14 protein-coding genes are annotated in these 17848 nt (G+C 41.6%); 4 read left to right on the top strand and 10 right to left on the bottom strand.

The features are described from left to right. Window positions 1-167: 167 nt before the first annotated feature. The gene (locus tag ACSX1H_RS17640) at window positions 168-1604 is read right to left on the bottom strand and encodes a tyrosine-type recombinase/integrase (protein WP_439185565.1); all 1437 of its coding nucleotides are present in this window, start codon (window positions 1602-1604) and stop codon (window positions 168-170) included. A gap of 193 nt (window positions 1605-1797) precedes the next feature. Between ACSX1H_RS17640 and ACSX1H_RS17635 the strand changes: the two genes are divergently transcribed. Beyond that, window positions 1798-2163, top strand: coding sequence for a hypothetical protein (locus ACSX1H_RS17635; RefSeq protein ID WP_439185564.1), 366 nt, complete (start codon window positions 1798-1800; stop codon window positions 2161-2163). A 1212-nt stretch (window positions 2164-3375) separates the two neighbouring features. On the opposite strand, the gene ACSX1H_RS17630 is transcribed toward ACSX1H_RS17635, so the two are convergent. The 7 genes from ACSX1H_RS17630 to ACSX1H_RS17600 all read right to left on the bottom strand — a co-directional run bounded on the left by ACSX1H_RS17630 (window position 3376) and on the right by ACSX1H_RS17600 (window position 9720). After that, entirely contained in the window at window positions 3376-3954 is a 579-nt protein-coding gene (locus ACSX1H_RS17630; RefSeq protein WP_439185563.1) for a pentapeptide repeat-containing protein, read from the bottom strand. 63 nt (window positions 3955-4017) lie between these two features. Then, window positions 4018-4767, bottom strand: coding sequence for an NYN domain-containing protein (locus ACSX1H_RS17625; protein ID WP_439185562.1), 750 nt, complete (start codon window positions 4765-4767; stop codon window positions 4018-4020). Window positions 4768-5035: 268 nt separating this feature from the next. Beyond that, on the bottom strand, window positions 5036-6013 hold the full coding sequence (locus ACSX1H_RS17620) for a DUF4340 domain-containing protein (RefSeq protein ID WP_439185561.1): 978 nt from the start codon (window positions 6011-6013) through the stop codon (window positions 5036-5038). Next, the gene (locus tag ACSX1H_RS17615; protein WP_439185560.1) at window positions 6006-7505 is read right to left on the bottom strand and encodes a GldG family protein; all 1500 of its coding nucleotides are present in this window, start codon (window positions 7503-7505) and stop codon (window positions 6006-6008) included. The genes ACSX1H_RS17620 and ACSX1H_RS17615 overlap by 8 nt, the downstream gene beginning before the upstream one ends. A gap of 10 nt (window positions 7506-7515) precedes the next feature. Then, entirely contained in the window at window positions 7516-8241 is a 726-nt protein-coding gene (locus ACSX1H_RS17610; RefSeq protein ID WP_439185559.1) for an ABC transporter permease subunit, read from the bottom strand. Window positions 8242-8380: 139 nt separating this feature from the next. Next, window positions 8381-9313 (bottom strand): ATP-binding cassette domain-containing protein, encoded by a 933-nt coding sequence (locus tag ACSX1H_RS17605; RefSeq protein ID WP_439185558.1) that lies wholly within the window; start codon window positions 9311-9313, stop codon window positions 8381-8383. A 206-nt stretch (window positions 9314-9519) separates the two neighbouring features. Beyond that, complete coding sequence (locus tag ACSX1H_RS17600; protein WP_439185557.1) at window positions 9520-9720, bottom strand: hypothetical protein; 201 nt, start codon at window positions 9718-9720, stop codon at window positions 9520-9522. 453 nt (window positions 9721-10173) lie between these two features. On the opposite strand from ACSX1H_RS17600, the gene ACSX1H_RS17595 reads away from it, so the two are divergent. The 3 genes from ACSX1H_RS17595 to alr all read left to right on the top strand — a co-directional run bounded on the left by ACSX1H_RS17595 (window position 10174) and on the right by alr (window position 13430). Next, window positions 10174-10752: an ExbD/TolR family protein gene (locus tag ACSX1H_RS17595; protein WP_439185556.1), complete on the top strand. Its 579-nt coding sequence runs from the start codon at window positions 10174-10176 to the stop codon at window positions 10750-10752. A gap of 396 nt (window positions 10753-11148) precedes the next feature. After that, window positions 11149-12285 carry an amidohydrolase gene (locus ACSX1H_RS17590; protein ID WP_439185555.1) on the top strand — a complete coding sequence of 379 codons (1137 nt, stop codon included), beginning with the start codon at window positions 11149-11151 and terminating at the stop codon, window positions 12283-12285. Next, entirely contained in the window at window positions 12282-13430 is a 1149-nt protein-coding gene (gene alr, locus ACSX1H_RS17585; protein WP_439185554.1) for an alanine racemase, read from the top strand. Before ACSX1H_RS17590 ends, alr begins: the two co-directional genes overlap by 4 nt. Window positions 13431-13564: 134 nt before the next feature. Here the strand turns inward: alr and ACSX1H_RS17580 are convergent, their stop codons facing one another. Together ACSX1H_RS17580 and ACSX1H_RS17575 are read right to left on the bottom strand one after the other, a co-directional pair. Continuing rightward, window positions 13565-16408 carry a M16 family metallopeptidase gene (locus ACSX1H_RS17580; RefSeq protein WP_439185553.1) on the bottom strand — a complete coding sequence of 948 codons (2844 nt, stop codon included), beginning with the start codon at window positions 16406-16408 and terminating at the stop codon, window positions 13565-13567. A 31-nt stretch (window positions 16409-16439) separates the two neighbouring features. Then, complete coding sequence (locus tag ACSX1H_RS17575) at window positions 16440-17762, bottom strand: thioredoxin family protein (RefSeq protein WP_439185552.1); 1323 nt, start codon at window positions 17760-17762, stop codon at window positions 16440-16442. Window positions 17763-17848: the final 86 nt, after the last annotated feature.

The following is a 17848-nucleotide window of genomic DNA, read 5'->3' as shown; positions in this document are numbered from 1 at the left end:
TTGCTGGCCCGTGGGTGAGCAGCAAATTCCTCAAAAGCCGCACGAATCCCAAAAATACTTCGAATCGGGCTTAAAAATATTGGGTTGTGCCTAACTACTCTGTATGTGCATGCGTGTTGCCAATATATTTACTTTGTCACTCGTTTGTTTGGTTATTAATGACAAATTTATTGCAAAAAGTCATCAATGGGACTTTTAATCTTTTCGATGTGCTTATTGCTAACATAGGTATAAATTTCTGTTGTTTTACTTGAGTTATGGCCCAAAAGTTCTTGGATATATCGCAAATCGGTGCCTGATTCTAACAAGTGCGTTGCAAAACTATGACGTAACGAATGTAAGCCACCTCTTTTAGGAGCGCCGCTCTTTTCAATCGCCTTCGCCAGGATGCGGCTAACGCTGGTAGCTGAATACTGCCCTCCTATTTGCCCTTCAAAAAGCAGCTGCTTGGGCTTGTACAGTTTATAATAGTCGCGCAACAAACGTAATGAATAGTGCCCAATAATGGTGTAGCGGTCTTTTTTGCCTTTACCGCCTAAAATTCTCAAGCGCATGCGCTTGGAGTCCACATCTTCAATACGCAATTTCAATACTTCACCAATGCGCAATCCACTCCCATAAATCAGGGCCAAAATCGCTTTATGCTTTAAATTGTCGATGCTATTGAGTATGCGCTTAATTTCTTCTTTACTCCAAACTTTAGGCAACGACTTTCCTACTTTTGGACGCACTACCTGATCAAGCTGGATATCTCTGCCCAAAAATCCTTTATAGTAGAGCTTAATGGCATTAACACTCTGGTTAATGGTTTGCTCTGAATAGAGTTTTTCACCAATCATATTCTGGTGATAATCATTGATAACATCTGAATCAAACTGGTTAATTTGCTCCAGGCTATTTTGTCGGTAACAATTGAGCAAGCGCAGTACATAATAGTAATAGCTATTGATTGTATTGTAACTGTAGGCTTTCAGCTGCATGTATTTGATATACTCTATGGGACAACTTTTGAAATAGATATCCTTTTGATAGGCCTGCTCAAAAAGCAATTGTAGTATGCGGTAATCAACAATTGACAGCTCATTGTGAATTTTGACCTGCAGCTTACTGGTCATCGTTTCTAAAAAACCAATTAATGTGCTTCTTTTTGCCTGAATCACATAGGCTCTTAACTCTTTGTGCCAATACGCATACTTACTGGACTTTAGCAGATTAATTATGGTTTTACCGTTTTTAAAGGTTACCACAACAAAGCGCCCGTACTCATTGCTCACCGGCACCAGGGTAACAGTTCCTTGTTTAACGGTCTTTTCAAGTATACCAGTAAAATAATGGGTATCGCCTATAGTAACCTGCTCAACATTCTCTTCTAATTTAGCATGAAAATAGCTACTATTAATGTCGGCAATGTCATCAAATACATCAATCAAATGCCCTATGGTGTGTTCATTGGAAGGCGCGGCATAAGCTTTAAATTCAGGATGCCACTTTATCCAGCCATTCTGACGAATTCGCTTCAAAATCGCATCATCCCTCTCAAAGTAAAGCACACAGGCATTTCCCTTTTTGCCTTCACGATGATTAAGATATATTACCGGGCGCATGCGTATTTTTCTTGACAACTTAGTAAATAGTTCTATCTTAAGGGTTTATTAATCGACTAAAAACGAATAAAACCGTTTAATAAAACTGATACCAGATGACAACCCAGTAATTTTATTTATCCGATTGGATACACTGCCTGTAGTTAGCTTTTATTGAAAATTCGACATGATATTTGAAAATAAAATACATCCTATGAAAAGAACCTGCTTATATTGTAACGACGAACTAAATGGGCGAATCGATAAAAAATTTTGCAATTCCCAATGTAAAAGTGCCTACCACAACCAAGCTGTATCTTCTATTGAAACCTACATCCGCACTATTAATAAACAACTGAGAGCCAACCGAAGCGCATTACGAACCGCCTGCCCACAAGGTAAAGCAACGGTAAGAAAAGAATTCTTGATAAAGCTAGGCATGGATTTCAAACATTTAACTCACTCCTGGAAAAGCAAAGGAGGCAACCTCTATTACTTTTGCTATGATTATGGCTATACGCCTGCTATGGAAGAAGGCAAGGTCTTAATTATTCAGCAACAAGAGTATATGGGCCAATAGTGTGCCAGTGTTTACTCCGCTTTTAAAACAGCTTCGCCGCCTCGGTCACACCAGAACGAGTAACATAATTTTAAACAGCTCTCAATATACTTAATTGGGTGCTATTTGTTGCTACTTTTCAATAAAAATTATGACAAACAGATGATAAATTGGAGAAATGACTTTCTAGGCTGTCATTAATAGGTTGTCGCAATATGACGGTAAATTGAAGGGTAGCCCTTATACAGAGTAATTAATTACAACGAACACCCTCATTCAGATGCAATCAACATAGGCTCTGACTAAGTAAAGGTGTTAGTTAGTGAGGTATATATACGGGGTTACGTTCACAAGTGGAGTCTGAATTAAAAAAACACTATCTCTGTGGCAATTATGAAGAACATCATTACGTCAGCTTTATTAGAGCTCATCCTACTGCGGCGGATATTAGCCTGAGCTCGATGTAAAATTTTCAACTCAAAACGCTGATGAATAGTAAGGTTCATGTGTATATCGACAAATGAATAGCGGGCTATTTTGAGTCGCTTACACAAAGACAATCACTGTTTGCAAGTAGAATCAATTAACTTTAAATAAATAGCTGATTTACGGCTTCAAATTTCACACAACAGTCCATCATCCCTCTAAACTATTCATTGTAGATCAGCTTTTTATCTCAATTTGCGTTTTAGAATTTAAATTAAACTCAAGTAACTATTAGATTATTTTATGTGACCTACCAACAATGCATTAAACTCAAAGTTAACTCATAGTTAACTCAAACTAAACTCATATTAAATTCGATTTTTAATGACTTTAATATGACTTAACTATGTGAAAAATGTGACTTAGTATTGAATTTGTACTATTTCTGTTATTAGGATGGTGCCCCCATGAATTTATAAATATTGGGGGTTTATAGCCATGAATATCCTTTAAGAACATGGTAAAAAAGTTAAGGCCTGGATCCAGATTTTGTATCAGCTCCATTATTAGCCAGTGCATTCCATCAGACTTCAATATGATAGTACATAAAACGATGCATCTCAGGTGGTCTCCCCTTCTATTAAGGTAAACTACAAATAATATTGTAGTAAATGGGCATCGAAATTAATCAGGAAAGACTTAGCAACAGCTCCTTTTAAAAACGCTTTAAAAGCGATACATGGCACCCTCATAAATAAGCTATTTTCTGGTTTATTAGGGTGATCTGGATATTTGCCATTTCTATCTTTAAACAATATTCAGTTGATACTTATGCAGTAAACCTTCGAGCTGAAAGGCAGAAAATTTGGCTTTTTTCAGTTTGTTTGATTCAGGGTCGATGGAGAAATTCGTTGCACTGCTAAAATCGACCTTTTCCAGGTTGGTGTTATAAAATTGTGCGCCCGATAAATCGGTGTTGGTAAATAATGACAAGGATAAATCCGCTTCGGCAAAGTCAACTTCCTTGAGCGAGCATTGGATGAAATGCGTCTTTTTAAGTTTTGTCCCAAAAAATGTACAATAATCCAGTATGCAATTCTCAAAGCTGAATGAAAACATAAGCCTGTTGCACCTTGTAAAATCGATTCCAAGAATTTTACATCCCACAAAAGCTGCATTCCTAAACCCAACGCCTTCTATTTCTGTCATTGAAAAGTTACAATCCTCAAAGGTACAATCTTCAAAATCATTTCCTCTCAAATCACTTTTTGTAAAATTGCACATCACAAATTTACACTTATAAAACTCCCTGTCTCTTAATGTTTTTCCGGAATGGTTTACGTTTTCGAAAACCTTATTTTCGTGAGTGATTACTTCAGCTGCCATTTAATCCTTCTTCTGGTATTCGTCAAGCCATTTCGATTACGGCTAAGGTTGATGATTGGGGCACTATCTCCTGCCATGCCCCTTTTGCTTATTCTTCACATATATCAATTTATGCCGGCTATTGGCACTATCTCTTTGCTCTATTTCAAATTGGTTAATCGAATCGATGAGAGGTGTTAATTTCTGAAAGCCGTAGTTTCGCGGGTCAAAGTTAGGACGCTTCTTTTGCAGCAAACTGCCAACATCGCCTAAAAAAGCCCATCCATCATCGTCCGAAAGGTCGGTAATGGTGGCTGCAATCAGTTTAATGTCTTTTGGAGTAATCTTGTCGAATGTTTCTTTTTCAGCCTCTTTACCGTCCTCAGTCTCTTTTTCCTTGGCTCTGTTCTTTAAAATCTCAACATAAATAAATTTATCACAAGCCACAATAAAAGGGGTTGGTGTTTTTTTCTCGCCAATACCAATCACCTGCATTCCGGCTTCGCGCAAACGGGTGGCCAACTTGGTAAAATCGCTGTCGCTCGATACCAGGCAAAATCCGTTTACTTTTTCTGAATACAGAATATCCATAGCATCGATGATCATGGCTGAGTCGGTGGCATTTTTACCCGATGTATAGGCATATTGCTGAATAGGCGTGATGGCATTCTCCAACAGTACTTTCTTCCAGTTATTCAGGTCGGGACGGGTCCAGTCGCCATAAATACGCTTAATGGTTGGGTTGCCATACTTAGCTATTTCCTCCATCATTTCTTTTACACTGCCTGATGGAATATTATCTCCATCAATTAATACAGCCAATTTGATATTCATTGGGTATTTGTTTTTGTAATTATGATTCGATATGAAACTTTAATTAGGGTGAAGGTAATGAATATTAAAACAAGACCCTATTTGAGAGACATGGATTGCGGCAAAATACAGAGCTCTTATCCTTGCGATCTGCCAATTGAATTGGTTATGGTTTACAACATTTGCTCACGCAAAAAAAGCGTTTCGCTTACCGCCCAATGCTATGGCAATGAAATGCAAAAGCTCCCGGCTACACATACTAACCGGGAGCTTCAGATTGGCATCAACGTTACTCGAAGGAGTTACTAAACAATTCTTTTCGCCCGATAAAAACTTTTCTGAAATTTTTATTCTTTTCTTCCTGAAAAACCGTTCCCTGGTTTTGAGAGCTTGTCAAAACCACCTCATCCTTCTCAACCGCGGCGCTGAGCGTAATGCTTTCTCCACTATCTAAAAACAGCTGTGCCTCATGCGTCATGGCCGCTGGCGATGCCGCCGCAAATGCACTTCCACGCAACGACTTGAGTCCGGATAAATAACTACTTACTGCCACCGAATCGAGCTGACGGCCATCACTCATCCACACCCCTTCGCTATTCACAATGGTAAATGAGCTATCGGCCGGATAACTGAACTCAATTTTATTAATGGCACGAGACGCCAGGTTTAATATGGTTTTATCTCTGAAGGCATCTGCATTTCGATTGGCTGTGCTGCCCAAAAACCCTTCTACTGCATACACCTCATCCTCATCAGCACAACGCACATAGCTTGTCATGGTGCCCTGAGGTCGTCGGTAAGGCTGCTGCGGCAGCATACCATTCATTTTGGGCTGCGTATACGAAAACTTACCAATATAAAGTTGGGCCAACAAACCATCGTCCCCTAAAAACTGCACCTCGGTTGCCAGTGAGTCACTCAATTCAAACCGTTCCCAGCTTTCTTTACTTTGCGAGGCTAAACGAATCGGCTTCAGCTCATTTAATTGACGTATTAACCCGGTAATGGTTGCTGCATCGCCATTGTAGGCTTTGTCACCGACCAGCACCTTCCAGTTGCTATTATTCCTTTTCAGTTCCAGGCTTTGCCCCATCAGCACCTTTGGTTTGAGGATGACTGATGTTACTGCATTTTCGTCAATCGCAAATAATTCGGTTTTTAGAGTATTAATGCCTTTGGCGCCATCCAGAGCCTTAATAGAAACCGTTAGAATTAAAAGGCCAATAAATGCCCAACCCAGTGTTTTGATATCCAATTTTCTATACATAATTCTCTCCTTTAAGTTTTAACCGGATTAGTTTTCTTTTTTGATAGCGATAAATGCCAATGCCCAGGATGATAAGTATTGGCAGCGTGAAGTTGAGTATTTTCAGCAGGTTCTTATCCCCTTCTTCCAGCTGGTCCAAGGGACGCATCTTCATCTGTTTACTTCGCAACTGTATCAGCCCCGTGTCGTCACTCATGTAATCAATGGCATTCACAATAAAATTGGCATTATCGGGCTGTACCTGCCGTACTTGCTCACCTGCTCCATTAATGGCCAAATCGCCATCGGCAATAACCACTATCTGGTGGTTGGCTTTCTCCAACAAAGCTGCCACGGGCAATTGAGCAGCCGTAAAATCGCTCTCGGTCCATTGCTTTTCAATATTGAAATACACCGGCGCCGCTTGTCTCCCTGACTTATCAGAGGTAAATACCAAAGGCGTATAGTTAGTGAGTGAATCGCCACTAAAGCTTAATGGGCTTCCAAACTGCAGCACCATCGTCCCTAACCCTTGAGTAATTGGATGATCGGCAAAATTAGAGAGGATGGGCAAATACGGGAAGTTGACCGGCCGGTTAACCGTGAAAATCCCCTGGCGCTGCTGCACATTAATGGATCCGCAATTGGCATCAATAATAAAATCGTCATGCACCGTTAGTCCTTTCTGCTGGAGCCATTTGGCCATACCAGTATAATGAGCAAAGCCCATTCCCTGATTTAATTGGGCTTTTACCCGATTAAACGACACCAATAAATGACCTCCCTGTTTCAGGTAGTCATCAACAAGCGAAAAGTGCGCTTCCGGAATCGAATCCTGAGGATTGATCCAGGCCAGTGTTTTATACTTACTTAAGTTCACACTATCGGACAGGCTTATCTCTTCGGGTACATAAAGCACGTCCAGTCCTTGTTTTACCTGTAATAGTTCATTGAGCGATGGCTCACCATGTCCTACAATAAACCCAATGGCTGCTTTATCGGGCACAGTCATTTTTTTTATGGCTGTTGTGAGGGCATACTCCATTTGGGCACCAGGCTGTATAAAGGGAATTGTTTCCGAATCTTCACCTATCTGCACCACCGCTCCCATATAGGCTTTTTTGGTGGTGGCCTGATCTTTCTCCCTGGCCTCTATCATTACCGTTTGAATACCTGCCTGAACAGCCCTTTGCTCGTCTTGCACCTCCTCATTGGGGTTAACAAATTCAAACACTAACTGCTGGTTGGTACGCGAGGCATACTCTGCCAGCAAGTCCTTAAAGTCGTTTCTCAACTGATCGAACTGAGGCTGTAAGCCCTCGGAGAAATAGGCCGTTACAGTGATCGGCTCAGTAATATCTTTCAAAATTGTTTTGGTGGTTTCACTCAGTGTATAGCGTTGGTCTTCGGTGAAATCGAGCCGTACAAAAAACCGGTTAGCCAACACATTAATTAGGACCAACACCCCTAAAACCAATGCGATATAATATTTAAACCTGCGCTTTTCAGTCATAATTTTCTGCTTAGTTGATGTTACGTTTAACGAGTGATAATTCGGCAGCCATTAAGCCCCCCAAAATAATTGAGATGAAATAGACAATGTTTTTACTGTCAATAACCCCGCGGATAATGCTGTGGTAATGGTATTGCATATCGAGGTAGGCCAAGGTATCTCCTATCATGCCCGGAAAAGCACCGGATGTTATTCCAAATAATATTTGAAAGAAAATTCCAATGATTAAAGCCAGCAAAAAGGCCACTATTTGGTTTGAGGTGATGCTGCTGGCAAAAATACCCAGACTAATATAGGCGGCACTCATTAGTAGCAAGCCCAAATAGCCAGTAATGACAGAGCCATGATCAACAGGCCCAATGTTCGCAATAGATATATAATACGGCAAGGTAAGCGCCAGAGATATGGCTATTAAAAGCCAGGTTGCCATAAATTTTCCGGTGACCACCTGCCAGTCAGAAACCGGCTTGGTTAATAAAAGCTCAATGGTGCCTGTTTTATACTCCTCTGCAATTTGCTTCATGGTTAATGCCGGAATAAAAATAAACAGGGTCCAGTAGGCAATGCCAAAAAAAGGCTGCATGGTTGCCCGGTTGATATAGAATACATCGTTATTGCCGTAGAGCCAGGTAAAAAACCCGCTGAGTCCTAAAAAAACGATGATTAATATGTAAGCCATTAAAGAATCGAAATAGCCTTTCAATTCCTTTTTTGTGATGATCCATGTTTGCTTCATGCTTTTTCTTTTTCGCTACTTGCATAAAACTCCCTCAAAAAATAGCGATGCCAATTAGCTGGCGTTATTGCTATCTTTTGATGGGTGCTTGGTTTATATTAGACATAATAGTTACGCCAATGCCTTACGCAGTGGCACATCAGTTCCCTTGTGTCAACTCCCTGAATACATCTTCAAGGTTCTTTTCAACAGGTGTTAGCTGGGTTATATACCAACCTTTATGCACACACATCTTAAATATTGCCTCCACCGACGAGCAGCCGGTCCCACTCTCTATTTCGAAAAGCGATGCATCCGTATCGATAAACGAAACGGTTTCGACTTCATCAAGGTCTGCCAGGGCTTTGTAGGCTTCGTTGCGCTCACTAGTGCTAATGCCCACCTTCAATAGCTCCTTCCCTTGTGCCTCTTTTCTCAGCGATTCGGGGGTGCCATCGGCTACAATTTGGCCTTTGTTAATGATGAGCACCCGATCGCATGTCGCCTCCACTTCGGCCAATATATGGGAACTCAAAATCACCGTTTTTTCGCGGCCAATCTCTTTAATCAGCTTTCTGATTTCAATAATCTGATTGGGATCCAATCCTGTTGTTGGCTCATCTAATATTAGCACCTCCGGATCGTGAATCAGTGCCTGGGCCAGCCCCACGCGTTGCTTGTAACCTTTGGACAGCTGCCCAATTTTTTTATGCTTTTCGAGGTTCAAGCCACATAAACGAATCATCTTTTCCACCTGTGCCTGAATGTTTGCCTTACTGACTCCCTGTAACTCACCAATAAAAGTCAGGTAATCAACAACGGTCATATCGAGATACAAAGGGTTGTTCTCGGGCAAATAGCCAATGCTGCTTTTCACCTCATCGGGGACCTCATGTACCGATTTACCTCCTACAGTAATAGTTCCTTCGTTGGGAGTAATGTAGCAGGTGATGGCTTTCATTGTTGTGGTTTTACCAGCCCCATTCGGGCCCAAAAACCCCAGTATCTCGCCGGTTTTCACCTGAAAGGACAAGTTATCCAGAGCTTTCTGGGTGCCATAGGTTTTTGTTATATTCTCTACAAGAATATCCATTGTTTAGAATGATTTATATAATGTTGAAAATTAATAAGTTCACCATTTATGCCTCTGCGTGATACCAAGGCGCTCATCATACACACCACTGATGCATGCCAGAAAAGAAAAAATAGAGTGTGATTTGGGGCCTTCACTTGTTACCACCAGGCAGATGGATAGGATAAAAATCAAGCGCAGGCAATTCCTGCACTTGATTGCGTTTGCTAGGAGGCAAATTGATACTTCGTGTCAAGTATTTCTTCAATTACATCAGCATGCTGCTGAGTAAAGTGATTCCGTACCCAGGTTTGAAACTTTAACTGGTCTTCGGCAGTTAACCAAGACATGGATTTAATCAATTCCTTTCTAAAAAGACTTTTGTCGGTGTGTACTCCATTTAATACCGATTTACATAACTCTAGCATAGCACTAAACTTTAATAAAGGTCCAACAAAACATTAATTGTAAAAGGTTCATTAAAACACTAATGCCAACTCAATAGTCCGATAAACAGTTTGCTAATGCAAGGACAGCGCTCCTAACTGCCACCGATAGCATTGAGCCAAACCCTTTCATTAGAGTTGTTTTTTATTGTTTAAAAGCAAAAATAAAATGGAGGTTAAAATGTATTCGTTAAGGTTTGGTTAAACAGAGTTAATGAAAAGTTAAAATGCCCGTTATAAGCCACCTTTCGCCAATTTATGCTCTGTTTTCAGGGTACTTTGAAGTGCAATATTTTACATTAAGCTTGAGCCTGCCATGGGATTTTTCTTTAGCAATTGAACAACATATCTTCTATTTTTTACTATCTTACCATTGTCTGATTCGAGGCCATTCTTTGCAGGGTCAATTAGTATTCACTCTAATTAATTGACATTATGGCTAAACGACAAACACAGGAAGTCAACGCTGGTTCGATGGCTGACATAGCATTCTTATTACTTATCTTTTTTTTGGTGACCACTACCATGGATAGTGACATGGGGCTCGGCACCATTCTTCCTCCTTACGAAGAAGAGCCTAGCGTTGATAATAAGGCTAAAAATGAGCGAAACGTTTTTGAAATACTGGTTAACGCCAATAATCAGCTGATGGTTGAAAAGCGGGAGATGCCCATCAACCAGCTGACAGAAGCCACCAAATTGTTTATTCTCAATCCGTCCGATTTAGCGGACCTTTCTGATAAAGAAAACAAAACCATTCCTTTATTAGGGCCACGCGCTGTTAGTAAAGGGGTTATCTCTTTACAAACCGCCAACGACACCAAATACCAGGTTTACCTGGAGGTTCAGAATGAGTTAATAAGGGCTTTTAATGAGTTGAGGCAGGAGTTTGCTATCAGAAATTTTGGTAAGGATTATGAGGATTTAAGCGCCGAGGAAAAAGCGGCTGTCAGGGCCGCTATTCCTAAACTGATATCGGAAGCTGAGCCGGTGAAAATAGGTGCCAGACTATAGCATTGCCCAGGCACTTTCATAATTTACGGGTGCCACAATAGGAGGCTCTCATCTTTAACCAGCCACCTTCAGTTTAGCTCTGGGCCATGCCGGGAGCTAAACTGCCCCTTCCTGCCCTTTTAGTGCATTATTTCCCCGATTTTGACTTTCAGTTACCATTTACTATCTTGAAAACCAAAAGCGAATCATCCGGCCGGTATGTTCTATTTGTTTATTGACATCTTCTGTCAGCTGACTATCTCCCTTTGTTGCGGAGCCATTGTTTCATCGGTGCCAATAGTAAAGCGCACCCCTCACAGCTGAAAACGGGCCCTTCTGACCTTCTGTGCATTCACATTAATGGTCAGTTTTTACTTCAATAAGCAAGTCGCCAGAAACCGTTAAACGAAAAATAATATGCTACCAAACAACATTATTGCCCATCGTCACCACCTCCATCAACATCCGGAGCCATCCAATAAGGAAACCCAAACATCGGCCTACATTGCTGAGCAAATACAAAAGCTGAAGCCTGATGCCACTATTGATGTTGGAACAACGGGCAAAGTGTTTCTTTTTGAAGGAACAAGCCCCGGCCCAACCGTTATTTTCAGAGCCGAATTAGATGCCTTACCCATTCAGGAAAAAAGCCTGCTTCCTTATCGATCCCAAAACGCAGGTATTGCTCACTTGTGCGGGCACGATGGACACATGGCTATTCTGCTGGGATTAGCGGAAGAAATTGCACGAGACAGGCCCCACAAAGGCAAGGTTGGTCTCTTATTTCAGCCGGCCGAAGAAGTTGAGCAAGGGGCCCAGGATGTGGTGATGAATTCCCATTTTTGGCAGCTACAACCCGATTATATATTTGCCCTGCATAATATTCCCGGCTACCCGCTTCATCAGGTGCTCATTAAAAACGGCAGCTTCACAGCCGCGTCGAAAGGCATGACCGTAAAATTAGTGGGTAAAACATCGCATGCGGCCGAACCAGAAAATGGGATTAATCCGGCCAGCGCCATTGCCCGAATCGTTGATTCCATGCATCAGCTGAGAGCGCAACAAGAGCTCTTCTCCAGTCTGGTACTCCTCACCATCATCCATATTCAACTGGGCGAAATTGCTTTTGGCACCTCCCCGGGATATGCTGAAGTGCGCATCACTCTGCGTGCCTTTGAAAACACAGACATGGAAAAACTCACCCACGAGGCTGTGTCTCGCATCCGGAAGATTGCCAAAGAAGAGCAGCTCGGGTGTGATATAAGCTACACCGAAGAGTTTCCCGCCACCGTTAATCACCCCGACTGTGTTTCGGTAATTGAGCAGGTAGCGCAGACTAATAAGCTGCCCGTTTCGCACCTGACGCAGCCCTTTAAGTGGTCGGAAGATTTTAGCTATTATACCCAGCACTTTAAAGGTGGATTTTTTGGACTGGGAGCCGGTGAGCAACAACCAGCACTGCATAATCCTGATTACGATTTTCCGGATAGCATTATTCAATCGGGCATTCATCTCTTTAACTCAATTTACAAGCACCTAAACTTCAAGAAATGAGCAAAACATCATTGATGACATTGGACTCCAAAGCTGTGAAAAACAATATTGATTTCCTTCAAAACATGATTGGCCCAGAGGTTAAGCTATCATCAGTGGTGAAGGCCAATGCCTACGGACACGGCATTGAACACCTGGTGCCGGTGCTGGAGCAAGCCGGTGTGGATCATTTTTCGGTGTTTAGTTATGATGAAGCCCAACGTGTTAGGAAAAGCACAACAAACAACCCCACCATTGTGATAATGGGATGGATTTCGAACGAAGATCTGCCAGAGGCGATTAAGTGCGGATTCGAGTTCTTCGTTTTTTCCCTCGAACGCCTGTATCAGGCCCAACACAATGCCACTCAATTAAACCGGGTAGCCAAAATTCACCTTGAGGTCGAAACGGGGATGAACCGATCGGGCCTGAACCGGAGGGAACTCAAAACTGCCATTGCGCTCATAAAAAGTGCCCCAAAGCAATTTGAGTTAACAGGCTTCTGCACCCATCTGTCTGGTGCCGAAAGCATCTCTAACCACCATCGTATTCAAAAACAGCTAAAGAAATACCATAAGATGCAGGCCTTGCTCCAATCGGCCGGGTTACGGCCTCAGTACTGCCACGTTGCCAACTCAGCCGCCACTTGTGTATTCCCAAAAGAACGCTTCGATCTGGTGCGCATTGGCATTATGCAATATGGCTTCTGGTCGAGTGCCGAAACCTTTATTCACTTCAGGCAAAGCCAAAAAGTACAGGATGATCCCCTGCAGCGAATTCTCAGCTGGGAAAGCCGTGTTATGGCCGTTAAAGAGGTCAAAACAGGTGAGTTTATTGGCTATGGCATCTATTACCTGGCCCAATCAGATATAAAAACAGCATTGGTGCCCATTGGCTATGCCACCGGTTACAGCCGCTCACTCAGTAACAAAGGCCGCGTGCTAATCAACGGACACCGCTGCAGCGTTATTGGCCTGGTTAATATGAATATGATTATTGTAGATGTTACAAATGTGCCAACTGTTGAGGTGAATGATGAGGTGGTTATTATTGGTAAACAGGGCGATTTGGAAATCAAGGTGTCCGCATTCAGTAATATCAGTGATGAGCTGAACTACGAAGTGCTGGCCCACCTGCCTGGCGACATTGAACGTCAAGTCATCTGAAGGCCTTAGCGCCAAAAATAGAGCGGTCCATAAACATAAGCTTCACTAAAAAGAAAAGAAGCCAAGTACGCAAAGATGAATGATTCATTTTACATACCTGACTTTTTTCCTACTTTGTAAGGGATTAGGCTACTTTAATCTTCGGGTAGAAAAACTACATCGAGTACATCTGCTTTTTTAAAGAACCTTTTGGCTGCTTTGGTAATGTCTTTTGTGGTGACCCTATTAATCACCTCCTCAAAGTACTCGGGAGCCATCCGATTTTCTCCGGTTTCGTAATATTTTTGAAGAACAGATAACCAGTAATTGTTGTTTTTTAACGCCTTACGGGAATTCTTCTTCATATTTAGCACCACCTTATCTAAATCGGCCTGCTGAACTGTTTTTTGTACCGTTTTCAACTCTTTATAAACCAACTTCTTCAGGTAGTCGGCTTTAGCCGGATCACAGTCAAATATAATTTCCAATCCCAGTTTCATTTCAGGAATGCGAGAGGCTGTTGGACGTACGCCAACACCATAAGTTCCCCCCTCCTTTTCACGGATATTTTCGGTAAACCTCAAGTTAAGAATTGAGCCCAGAATATTATGGTGGATAATTGTTTCTCTTGAATAGTGAGCATCGCTTCGCATTTTGAGGTTAACTGTTGCTTTGGGCTCATCCATTGGCACCTGAATGCGGTGCTCATTTCTTCCCTTTGGAAAATAGTCACCATTATTGGCCCATTCTTCAACTTTACCCGTTGAATTAATGGCACCAATGTACTCCTCCACAAAAGGTTTCAAGGTCTCGGCATCAACATCTCCAACTATGAAAAAAGTAAAATCACCCCCATTTGACAACCTTTCGAAGTAGATGTCCTTCATCCGCTCAAAGTCTATCTTATCCAAATAGTCCTTATCAAAATTTAAAACCCTTGGATTACCATTGGCGTTTAATAGGCTTAATGTATCCCTAATGATGGTCTTCGCCGTTTTTACTTCGTTTTTAACATTGTAATAATTGCGTTCCATTAACTGGTCGAAAGCTCTCCGATCGAAACGAGGCTCTTCAAAACGCATGTACAGCAACTGAAACATGGTTTCAAGATCCTGCACCTTTGCCTTGGCTGACAAGGATTCGCCATAGACTCCCAGCTTGTAGCTACATGCGGCTGTTTTACCAGCCATCAGCTTTTTCAACTGAACGGGATCGTGCGCACCCAGACCAAAGCCAGACACAAATCCCGAAGCAGCCCTGAACGAAGGCAAATCTGCCACCTCATAAAGTGAACTGCCACCATGGCTACTAGCTGCAAGTATTACAGAATTTGTATTGTTATCCACTTGTTTGAAAACAACTTTAGCACCATTGGAAAACGTCCATTCTTCGGCCTTAAACAAATCAATACTTTTTTCTTCCACGATTTCTCCCGGTACTGCCGTTGTGCTCATCAGAACTGTATTTGTTAGAGTGGCATCAACATAAGGCTTAAGGATACTGCGTTCGACCTTTGCCATTATCGCTTCAATCTCTTTTTGGGTAATAGTTAAGACCTCTGCCTTTTGCGGACCGGTTACCACAAAGGCCCTGTTGATAGTACTCAAATACTTAGAGGCTACGGCCGACACTTCTTCTACTGTTATGCCTGGAATTATTTCTTTCGCAAAATCATACTTGAATTGGGCATCCGAAATAACAGCCCCTTCCAGATAGGCTCTTTTAATTGCTTTACAATAGCTATCGGAGTTGATGCTTTTTCGTTTATTGTAACTATTCTCGACAGACACCAGCATGTTGGCTTTTAAGCGCTCCAATTCAGTTTGAGTAAAACCATGTTTTACTACCCGCTGTAACTCAGTATAAGCTGCTTCAAAAGCCTGTAACTCTTTTCCTACATTGGCTGTTACATACAAGTTAAAGGCATTGTAGCCTCTTGCCATCGTCCCATAGGCTGTTTTTGCACTTAAAAAGGGCACTTGACCCGTTAGCAGCAGCTCTCTGTAGCGCCCTTTCATTAAGGCATTAAAAAAGCTGCTTACGTACGATTCTTTTAAACTTTCTAAAGTATTGTCTGATGTTTTAGCATGTCGTATTCTCAGGTTGATAGAAACGTTCTTGTATTCTTTATCGGTTACCTGCACATACATTGGCTCTGTGTTATCAGGAATAATAATGTTTTTACGCTCTGTTGGATATTCTACAGGCGGAATAGCCGAGAATAGCTCAATCACGCGCTCCTCAACAGCATCCACATCTATGTCGCCTACTATGGCAATGGCCTGCAAGTCGGTGCGGTACCATTGGCGGTAAAAAGCTCTTAAATCTTCAGGATCGAAGTTTTTAATCACATCGAGCTCGCCAATCACATCGCGATAGGCATAAATACTTCCATTATAGATGGTGGGAGCAATCTCGTTTTGAATTCGGAAACCAGCAGTGCGTCGGGTTCGCCATTCTTCAGCAATCACGCCTCTTTCTGCATCAATCTCCTGCTCATCAAGCGACAGCTCATCGCACCAATCGCGCAAAATTATCAGGCATGAGTCAACCAGTCCATTATGCTTGGTTGGTACACGGCTGATGTTATAGACTGTTTCGTTTTTAGCAGTATAGGCATTAACATCCTTTCCAAACTTTACCCCGTTGCGCTCCAGCATATCGAGCATCGATTTTCCGGGAAATGTATTGGTCCCATTAAAGGCCATGTGCTCCAAAAAATGGGCAAGGCCATCTTGTTTATCGGTTTCAAGTACTGCACCTACATTTTGGTAGATATAAAAACTGGCCATTCCCTTTGGATTGTTATGACGTTTCAAATAATACGTCAACCCATTAGATAACACGCCCTTTATGATGGTTGTATCAGAAGGAACATCCTGCGATAAATCGTTGAACTGCTGTGCAAAAGATGCTGAGCACATCAAGCACAGACCTAACATTGAAAACAGCAATCGCTTGAATACAGGCACTTTACCTGCTTTCATTTTTTTTTCCATAAGACTCATATTGGTTGTTTTAATTGGCCTCTTATTGATTAATCGACTTAAGCCATTGTTCTAGTTTGTATTTCTCCCCGGATTTTGCCTTATCCCTATCCGGCATTTTTTCAATGGCACTTTTTTTCAGTTCAATAGCCATTTTTGTTTTGCCCTTTTTGTAAAGCATATCGGCCTTTAAATTGTTAACCGAGAATTTACCTGGAATAAGCTCGTAGCAATAATTTATCCAACTATTCAAGGTCTTATATTCCTTCTTATTATCGATACAAGTCAAATAGCCGTAACCCACCTTAGTAATTAAATCTATTAAGTCGTTGGCGATTTTTCCTTCTTTGTAAAAGGTATACATAATCCCTTCTCTCATTTTGCCAAACTTATCAAAGTACTTACTATCCTCCTTTTTTACTTTTTCCAAAGGATTATACTGTATCAGGCTATCAACATACGATTTGGCCAACGATTTATAAGCCTCATTGTCCTGCTTAAATAGGTAATAGTCCAGCTGATAAGTTGTTAAATCATCACCACGCCTGATACTCAAATCATATTCCTTTGTTTTTTCAATCACCAATGCCATCAGTTCAGGGTCAGCCGCTCTTCTTGCCTTCTTTAGCATATGGCTTCCGATAGCTTGGGGTATCCTTTCCAATCTTTGCCTTTGGTATTTATTTGGAGCTATACTTAGGTAATATTCATAATTAGCTTTCAGGATGGCTTCGGCCTTGCCACCGAATTGGATATTAGAACTGTTTGTTACTAAAAACTCCATCATCTCCCTGGATGACTCGTCCATTTCGGTTTGAACCTTCAACCAGGCTTCAATGCCCGGGTATGGATCAGCATCAAACTCTTTCATTTTTTCGATGTAGAGTTTTAAAAACTGCTCATCCTTCTGCTTTTGCGGAAACAATTTGTTCAATTTTTCCCAACTGTATTTCGACTGACCAGCATTTAAAGCAGCAGTACCAAAGGCAATCATGTCGGCACCAATAGTAACACCGACTCCCTGGTGAACCACTTCTCCATCGCTATTAATAAACAATAAGGTTGGAAATGACAGAACTTTATGAATTTTTGCAGCATCCTTGCCTTCTTTTTCTGCATCCAACTTAATACAGATGAAGTGCTTGTTGTAAAAATCCCCATTTTCGGCTTCCAAAAATGGGCCTTTAGCCAACTTTTTGCACGGCCCACACCAGGCTGTATAAAAATCGACAAAAATGAGCTTATCTTGCTTTTTAGCCAACTGTAAGGCCTCTTCGTAACTTATGTTTTTGAAATCGATACCTTGCCCAAAAGCTACTCGTCCAAAGAAGATGAATAACAGCAATATTATTTGAGATTTAATCATAGTAATTTTACTAAGTGATACAATAACCTGATTTTTCTGCCTTGATGCCTCTTTTTGATAAGACCCAAAATTGCGTGTAAAGAGTG

Source organism: Carboxylicivirga taeanensis (assembly GCF_051851475.1).
GTDB lineage: Bacteria > Bacteroidota > Bacteroidia > Bacteroidales > Marinilabiliaceae > Carboxylicivirga > Carboxylicivirga taeanensis.
This window is presented reverse-complemented; position numbering and strand designations above follow the sequence as displayed.

What these genes read in the sequence shown, in the direction of transcription:
- ACSX1H_RS17640 (WP_439185565.1), bottom strand. Translation starts at nt 1,604, where the DNA reads ATGCGCCCGGTAATATATCTTAATCATCGTGAAGGCAAAAAGGGAAAT.
- ACSX1H_RS17635 (WP_439185564.1), top strand. Translation starts at nt 1,798, where the DNA reads ATGAAAAGAACCTGCTTATATTGTAACGACGAACTAAATGGGCGAATC.
- ACSX1H_RS17630 (WP_439185563.1), bottom strand. Translation starts at nt 3,954, where the DNA reads ATGGCAGCTGAAGTAATCACTCACGAAAATAAGGTTTTCGAAAACGTA.
- ACSX1H_RS17625 (WP_439185562.1), bottom strand. Translation starts at nt 4,767, where the DNA reads ATGAATATCAAATTGGCTGTATTAATTGATGGAGATAATATTCCATCA.
- ACSX1H_RS17620 (WP_439185561.1), bottom strand. Translation starts at nt 6,013, where the DNA reads ATGTATAGAAAATTGGATATCAAAACACTGGGTTGGGCATTTATTGGC.
- ACSX1H_RS17615 (WP_439185560.1), bottom strand. Translation starts at nt 7,505, where the DNA reads ATGACTGAAAAGCGCAGGTTTAAATATTATATCGCATTGGTTTTAGGG.
- ACSX1H_RS17610 (WP_439185559.1), bottom strand. Translation starts at nt 8,241, where the DNA reads ATGAAGCAAACATGGATCATCACAAAAAAGGAATTGAAAGGCTATTTC.
- ACSX1H_RS17605 (WP_439185558.1), bottom strand. Translation starts at nt 9,313, where the DNA reads ATGGATATTCTTGTAGAGAATATAACAAAAACCTATGGCACCCAGAAA.
- ACSX1H_RS17600 (WP_439185557.1), bottom strand. Translation starts at nt 9,720, where the DNA reads ATGCTAGAGTTATGTAAATCGGTATTAAATGGAGTACACACCGACAAA.
- ACSX1H_RS17595 (WP_439185556.1), top strand. Translation starts at nt 10,174, where the DNA reads ATGGCTAAACGACAAACACAGGAAGTCAACGCTGGTTCGATGGCTGAC.
- ACSX1H_RS17590 (WP_439185555.1), top strand. Translation starts at nt 11,149, where the DNA reads ATGCTACCAAACAACATTATTGCCCATCGTCACCACCTCCATCAACAT.
- alr (WP_439185554.1), top strand. Translation starts at nt 12,282, where the DNA reads ATGAGCAAAACATCATTGATGACATTGGACTCCAAAGCTGTGAAAAAC.
- ACSX1H_RS17580 (WP_439185553.1), bottom strand. Translation starts at nt 16,408, where the DNA reads ATGGAAAAAAAAATGAAAGCAGGTAAAGTGCCTGTATTCAAGCGATTG.
- ACSX1H_RS17575 (WP_439185552.1), bottom strand. Translation starts at nt 17,762, where the DNA reads ATGATTAAATCTCAAATAATATTGCTGTTATTCATCTTCTTTGGACGA.